Here is a 7,667-nt window from a genome sequence, read left to right on the forward strand (position 1 = left end):
AGTTAAAATTAAAAGGACTGAGTCCGATACAATATCGTCGTCAGTCCTTGATGTAAGTGTCTAACTTTTTGGGGTCAGATCATTTGCACCGCAGTTTCAGTATCACACCACAGTTTGGCAGGGTACAAAGGTAATCCTTTTTTATCCAATACCACCAAACCATGTTGTTGACCTGAAACAGATATGGTAAGAACCTCTTGGGGATCTATCTTTGCTTGCTTAATTGCTTGTTTAAAGGCTTCAATAAAAGCAGAGATCCACCATTGCGGTTGTTGTTCTCTTTTGCCATTGGTATCGCTGATTAACTCATGTGGAGATGAGGCTTCAGCTAAGATCTTGCTTTTGTTTGTATCAATTAAAATAACCTTAGTACTTTGCGTACCACAGTCAACACCTACATAGATCCCCATTGTTATTTACTCCATTTCAATAATAATTTTTACATCTTGTGGATTGCCAGAGGCTGCTCGATCAAATGCTTCAACTGCTTGTGGAAATTTATAGACAGCTGAAATTAGCGGTTTTAGATTGATTTTCCCAGAGGCTAACAAACGAATGGTTTTCGGATACATGTTGACGTAGCGGAAAATAGTTTTAAAGGTAATCTCTTTAGCTTGTGCTGAAACAATATCAATCGGTGTCGGAGAAATAGGCATACCCACTAAGACAACTGTACCATTTGGGGCAACATAATCGGTTAACTGAGCGATTGCATTGGGCGAACCACTGCATTCAAAGAGTACATCTACGCCATTTCCATCTGTAAACGCTTTGATGACATCAACTAAATTGGTGGTTTTACTATTTACCGTATGAATACCTTGATATTGTGCGGCAATAGATAATTTATCATCTACGACATCACAAATAATGACTTCAGCACAACCACCTGCTAATGCAGATAATGCCGTCATCACACCAATTGGACCTGCCCCCATGACAAGAGCAATATCCCCAGGTTTGATTTGTGCTTTTGTTGCTGATTGCATACCGATAGCCAAAGGTTCAACCATTGCCCCTTCGGTAAAACTCACATGATCAGGGAGTTTAAAAGTAAATGCGGCTGGGTGTACAACAGATTCTCGCAAACAACCATCAATGGGTGGAGTTGCCCAAAATCTAACTTCTGGATCTAAATTATAAAAACCTGATTTAGATTGAATAGACGATAAATTCGGAATACCAGGTTCCATACAAACCCGATCACCAACCGCTAAATGCTTAACATTTTTGCCGACCTTAGTGATAATTCCTGATGCTTCATGTCCTAAAATCATCGGCTCTTTCACCACAAAAGGGCCAATTCTTCCGTGTTTATAGTAATGTACATCACTACCACAAATACCTACGGTATGAATTTTGATTTCTACATCATCATCCCCAACAGTGGTTGGAACGTCTTTATCACGAATGTACAATTTACCTGAATCTAGTACTAATGATTTCATAACTACTCCTGTTATTGATTTTTGATCTTTTAGATGGTTTAAATCCTGTTTTTTTTTACAGTATATTTTATTTTAAAAATGATTAACGTGATCGAGATCACAATTTTAGGATTTGATGAAAAATTTTTAGATCTTTTCCATAAAGGAAAAATATTGTCTTTGGGGTGATAGCGGTGTAACTAGAAAGTAGATATGCACTAAAATAAGGTATTGTGATAGTATATAAAAAAAGTAAGACATATTAAAACATCAATTAAAAATTGATAAATTAAGAATATAACTGGATACTCCTTATGATGATAAATCCACAACACACCCCCATGATGAAACAATATTTAACGCTTAAAGCAGAAAATCCCGATATTCTGTTGTTTTATCGCATGGGCGATTTTTATGAGCTGTTTTATGATGATGCGAAAAAAGCCGCTCACCTATTGGATATTTCACTGACGAAACGTGGTGCCTCCGCAGGAGAACCGATTCCCATGGCAGGCGTGCCATATCATGCGGTGGAGGGTTATTTAGCCAAATTGGTGCAGTTGGGCGAAAGTGTGGCGATTTGTGAACAAATTGGCGATCCTGCGACCAGTAAAGGGCCTGTTGAACGCAAAATTGTACGTATCGTCACACCAGGCACGGTGAGTGATGAAAATCTGTTACCGGAACGTCTGGATAATCTGATTGTGGCGATTTATCAAGAAAAAGATAAATTTGGTTTAGCTACTATTGACATGAGTTCAGGGCGTTTTCAAATCAGTGAACCTGAAAATAAAGAAACCCTAAAAGCCGAGTTACAACGGCTTGCACCTGCTGAATTATTATATTGCGAAGATTTTGCCGAAATGGATATGCTTGCCAACAGCAAAGGCTTACGCCGTCGTCCTATTTGGGAATTTGAATTAGCGACCGCCATACAGTTGCTTAATCGTCAATTCGGTACACAAAATCTCACCGCCTTTGGAGTAGAAAAAGCCGTGCGAGGCTTATGTGCGGCTGGCTGTTTAATTCAATATGTGAAAGACACCCAACGCACGGCATTACCCCATATTCAAAGTATCAGCCTTATTCAACATAGTGAGAATATTCAATTAGATGCGGCCACCAGACGTAATTTAGAACTGACCCAAAATCTTAGTGGTGGCACCGAAAATACCTTGTCTGCGGTATTGGATAAATGTGTGACACCGATGGGGAGCCGTTTGCTAAAACGTTGGTTGCATCAACCGATTCGTCAAGTGGAAAAGTTACGTTTACGTCACAGCTATATTGCGGAAATCTTGCAACTGGATTTAGTTGATCAACTACAACCCTTGTTGCAACAAGTGGGCGATATGGAACGGATTTTAGCTCGAGTGGCGTTACGCACTGCTCGCCCAAGAGATTTTTCTCGTTTACGTTTGGCGTTAGCCCAATTACCCGAAATTAATCAAATTCTCAAAAATTCGGAGAAATTCACCGCACTTACCTTAGCAATCAGCGAATTTCCACGCATTTTAGACTTGCTAGAGCGAGCGATTATTGACAATCCGCCCCTGTTAATCCGTGACGGTGGCGTGATCGCCGAAGGCTATCATGCCGAATTAGACGAATGGCGAAGTCTAGCCCAAGGGGCAACCCAATATTTAGAAGATTTAGAACGCCGTGAACGAGAAATCACAGGGATTGATACCTTGAAAGTCGGATTTAATGCGGTACATGGTTACTACATTCAAATTAGCCAAGGTCAAGCTCACAAAGCACCGATTCACTATGTTCGCCGTCAAACCTTAAAAAATGCCGAACGTTATATTATTCCTGAATTAAAAACGTACGAAGATAAAGTTCTCAAAGCCAAAGGGGCAAGTTTGGCGTTAGAAAAGCAGCTTTATGATGAGATTTTCGATCAAATTCTACCGCACTTAGGCGGTTTGCAGTTGGCCAGTTTGAGTTTGGCGGAATTAGATGTGTTGGTCAATTTGGCCGAACGTGCAGACAGTTTGCATTACGTACAACCCGAATTTAGTGATGACATTGGGGTTAACATTGAAAACGGCCGTCACCCCGTAGTGGAACGAGTATTAAAAGATCCGTTTATTGCCAACCCTGTGGAGCTTAATCAACAGCGTCATTTATTGATTATTACAGGGCCGAACATGGGCGGTAAAAGTACTTATATGCGACAAACTGCCTTGATTACCTTAATGGCCTATATTGGTAGTTTTGTCCCTGCGGAACGAGCGGTGATTGGCCCTATTGACCGTATTTTTACACGGATTGGTGCCAGTGATGATCTCGCATCAGGACGATCCACCTTTATGGTAGAAATGACCGAAATGGCAAATATTCTGCATCAAGCCACTGCACAGAGTTTAGTCTTGATTGATGAAATAGGACGTGGCACATCTACCTATGACGGTTTATCACTGGCGTGGGCCTGTGCCGAATGGTTAGCGAATCAAATCCGTTGTTTAACCTTGTTTGCCACTCATTATTTTGAACTGACCGCCATGCCAGAACAGCTCCGTGGCACGGTAAATGTGCATTTAGATGCGTTGGAGCATAACAACAGTATTGCTTTTATGCACAATGTGCAAGAGGGTGCTGCCAACAAAAGTTATGGTTTAGCCGTTGCGGCGTTAGCGGGTGTGCCACAAAATGTGATTAAGTTAGCCAAGCAGAAATTAACGCAGCTTGAGAAATTATCAAGCAAAAGTGCGGTGAAAAAATCGGATATTTTATCACTTCAGGCTGAGTTACCTTTATTAAATGAAGATGAAAGTAAAAACGAAGTGTTAGAGATGTTAGAAAAACTCGATCCAGACGAGTTAAGTCCAAAACAGGCTTTGAGCTATTTGTATCAGTTGAAAAAGATGTTGGATTAGGCAAGAGCGTATTTAAGGCACAACAAGAAATGATTTTGTTTTATCGAAATTCTCTTGGTGTTACGCCAAATTCTTTTTTAAATACGGCATAAAAATATTTCAGATTTAAACATTCATCACTAGACAGGGTATCAATATGCTTTATATCCCCAAAACAAGCCCAGAAACCTATGTAAGTAGCATTGTGGCATTGAATATTCATAGCCCTGACGGCACAGGTGATTGGCATAGTGCGGCATCACTTGATGATGACGCCTTTCCGCTTGATTTTTATCTCTATGGTGTAAATCAAAAACGCAATACTAACCACCTACTCGGGCAATTAGGCATTATTGACGGTACGCAACGCTTAAACCAATTAGGTTATTACCCTGAAAATACCCCCGTTTGGGTCGCCGATCATCCAAGAGCTTGCGTAGATTATCTTTATAGTAGCGGACTGCAAACAGGGATTATTGATAGTGCAATTTTGGATGATTGGTTTCCATCTTTTGAAGATAAACAACGTGTTTACGCTTTATTAGATGAGCTAGAACCCAAACTTAACGCCAAAGAAAAAGAGAATTTACATTTATGGAAATGCCGAAACCCACTGGAATAACCGAAAGGGATCTTAATCACAAAAAGTGATGAAAGCCATTCTTAACCAATTATCTGATACACCGTTAGTGTTAAAAGGTGGAACCGTGTTGTATTAGGCTAAAGCATTGCATTAGAACTAAATGAGGTGGTAAATTATCTTGTCGAAAAACATACCAACTCATTTTTTACCAACTATTATGTCTAAACTTTCGCTAATTCAGCACGCATATCATCAATGACTTTTTTATAATCAGGTTGATCAAATATTGCGGAGCCTGCCACAAACATATCAGCACCAGCGGCTGCAATCTGAGCAATATTATTCACTTTTACCCCACCATCGACTTCTAATCGAATTGGGAATCCACTTTGATCGATGCGTTGACGTACTTGTTTGAGTTTATCTAATGTTGCCGGAATAAAAGATTGCCCGCCAAAACCGGGGTTGACAGACATGAGTAAGATAATATCAACTTTATCCATGACATAATCCAAATAATGTAATGGTGTTGCAGGATTAAAGACTAGGCCTGATTGGCAACCATTATCTCTAATGAGTTGTAAGGTGCGGTCAATATGAATACTTGCTTCGGGGTGAAAGGTGATGGAGGTTGCGCCAGCTTTGGCGAAATCGGTAATTAAGCGTTCCACCGGGCTAGCCATTAAATGCACATCAATTGGGCTGTTAATACCATAATCACGTAAAGATTGGCAAATTGGCGCACCGAAAGTGAGGTTTGGAACATAATGATTGTCCATCACATCAAAATGAATTAAATCTGCACCGCAGTTGAGGACATGTTGAACATCTTCCCCTAAGCGAGCAAGATCCGCGGAAAGAATAGAGGGGGCAATTAAGTAAGGTTGCATATGGTTTCTCCTTCAGAAATCGGAAATTATTTTATTAGGATGTCATTTTTGTAACATATTTCGATAAGTAAATAAAGGGCTTTTAAGTCTTTGCCAGCTATTTTCTTGAAAGGTAATAATAGCCAGTATGCGAAACGATAATAGCGGAGTTTCGCTAATGTGGCCTGCCAAATATGAGGTTCAATCTCCTTTTTGTAATTAATCACTGTTTGTCTAATCTGTGCTTCCGACAAGTTAGGTTCTCGGCATAGTCCAATAATAAAGAGAATATTGTCTTGTACTTGTTGTTGAATTGGATTATGGGATGCGATATTTACTTCAAAATCAATAAAGCTGATTTTTCCCTCTTTCCAAAGAATGTCTTTTATAAAGGGTCTACCATGAACAATTCCTTTTTTATGTAATTGAGCTAAAGCATGGGCGCTATCATTGAGAATGGTTTGTTTTTGTTCTCTGGAAATATTTTCTTGGGAAATCCAATGCGTAACAGAGGGACCTGCATCTTCCATGACGAGCATTTGCTCATTGGCAATATAAATAAGCGGGGTGGGTGCGCCTTGTTGTTGCAATGTGATTAGGCGAGAGATTTCTCGATGGAAGGTTTTATGTGGATGTGGCTTGAGGAAACGTTGGGAACCCTTCGTTTGCTCGGGTTGTTTAAGCCAGTAATGTTTGTTTTCAAATTCAAATGAATAAACTCGTTTATTAGGATGTTGGGCACAGAGTTTTTTTGCGTATTGTTCTAATGTCATTAGTTATCGGTATAAATTAAAAACTTAATTATATCACCAAACAAAAGAAATATCCTGATAAAAATTATGGTTAATTATATTAAGTAAAATTCTTCAATGTAACAGAAAATTGAGAAAACTACTGTGATCTAACAGTTGTTTTTGAAAAATAAATTTTATTTTTCAATTGGTTATATCAATATGATTGGTTATGTGATATTAATAGACGTGAGTTAATCTTGGTGATCTCATAAGGGGTTATGAGGTTGTAATTTTATCCACTTAAAACAAAGAAGGAATGTATGTCAAATATACTTACAATTAACTTACATGAAAAATTGATTTCTTTACTTGGTGACGTTAGCTTGAAGAAATTATTTTCTGGCACGGGTACTTTTTATAAAGGCCATATGTTTGGTATTTATAAAAAAGGGGGATTTTATCTTCGCGCTAAAGATAATTTGGTGATGAAAGTAAAAGGTATTGGGGCGATTCCATGGGAATTGGATGGAATTGCTAGCAATTTGAAAATTCGCGATTATTATCTGATTCCAAGTGATTACTTTACGGATGAAAATAAGAATTCGATTTTACTGAAGTTGATCAAAATGTCTTTGTTGCAAATTGAAGCTGAGAAATTAGCTGAATCATTGGAAAAGGCGAAACGGATTCGTAATTTACCGAATATGTCACTAAAGTATGAACGTCTGCTGGGAAAAGTAGGGATTGATACCATTTCAAAGTTACGAGAAATTGGTGCAGCAGATGCTTATGTATTGATCAAATCCCAGGGCTTTTTTGTCACTTCATATATGTTTTGGAAAACATTTGCGGCATTAAAGAATAAGTATGTAGAACAATTGACTGAAATGGAGAAAGCGTCCGCGCTCAAATTGGTTAATGAAAAACTTTTAATTGCGGGGTTTCGAACGATGAAATACGTGCCATAAAATAAATGGGAAAATGTGTATTGTTTGTTTTCTGTTCGAGTAAGCATTTTTTCAAAGAAATTGATAAAAAATACTTGCAAAGGATTTTCAGATCACTATAATACGCTCCACACAACGACGCACTGTTGTGAAAATCGAACTTTCTAGCGTGCGTCGTTGTTTTTTGTTCTTTAACAATTTATCAGACAATCTGTGTGGGCACTTGTTGATTGACTTGTTTTAAAA

At 38.7% G+C, this 7,667-nt stretch carries 7 protein-coding genes; 3 read left to right on the top strand and 4 right to left on the bottom strand.

What is annotated here, in order from left to right; all coding sequences use genetic code 11:
• Positions 1-74 precede the first annotated feature (74 nt).
• Positions 75-410: an FGGY family carbohydrate kinase gene (locus ACTG7X_RS10940; RefSeq protein WP_439258478.1), complete on the bottom strand. Its 336-nt coding sequence runs from the start codon at positions 408-410 to the stop codon at positions 75-77.
• A gap of 6 nt (positions 411-416) precedes the next feature.
• A complete protein-coding gene (locus ACTG7X_RS10945) occupies positions 417-1,448 on the bottom strand; it encodes an NAD(P)-dependent alcohol dehydrogenase (RefSeq protein ID WP_439258479.1) in 1,032 nt (343 codons plus the stop codon).
• A 293-nt stretch (positions 1,449-1,741) separates the two neighbouring features.
• On the opposite strand from ACTG7X_RS10945, the gene mutS reads away from it, so the two are divergent.
• On the top strand, positions 1,742-4,309 hold the full coding sequence (gene mutS, locus ACTG7X_RS10950) for a DNA mismatch repair protein MutS (RefSeq protein ID WP_439258480.1): 2,568 nt from the start codon (positions 1,742-1,744) through the stop codon (positions 4,307-4,309).
• A 136-nt stretch (positions 4,310-4,445) separates the two neighbouring features.
• Positions 4,446-4,910, top strand: coding sequence for a hypothetical protein (locus ACTG7X_RS10955; protein WP_439258481.1), 465 nt, complete (start codon positions 4,446-4,448; stop codon positions 4,908-4,910).
• 182 nt (positions 4,911-5,092) lie between these two features.
• Here the strand turns inward: ACTG7X_RS10955 and rpe are convergent, their stop codons facing one another.
• Entirely contained in the window at positions 5,093-5,761 is a 669-nt protein-coding gene (rpe, locus tag ACTG7X_RS10960) for a ribulose-phosphate 3-epimerase (RefSeq protein WP_439258482.1), read from the bottom strand.
• Positions 5,762-5,787: 26 nt separating this feature from the next.
• A complete protein-coding gene (locus ACTG7X_RS10965) occupies positions 5,788-6,513 on the bottom strand; it encodes a lipopolysaccharide kinase InaA family protein (RefSeq protein ID WP_439258483.1) in 726 nt (241 codons plus the stop codon).
• 281 nt (positions 6,514-6,794) lie between these two features.
• Here ACTG7X_RS10965 and ACTG7X_RS10970 point away from each other — a divergent pair, with 281 nt between their 5' ends.
• Positions 6,795-7,442 (top strand): TfoX/Sxy family DNA transformation protein, encoded by a 648-nt coding sequence (locus ACTG7X_RS10970; RefSeq protein WP_439258484.1) that lies wholly within the window; start codon positions 6,795-6,797, stop codon positions 7,440-7,442.
• Positions 7,443-7,667: the final 225 nt, after the last annotated feature.

Source organism: Lonepinella sp. BR2271 (assembly GCF_051851515.1).
GTDB lineage: Bacteria > Pseudomonadota > Gammaproteobacteria > Enterobacterales > Pasteurellaceae > Lonepinella.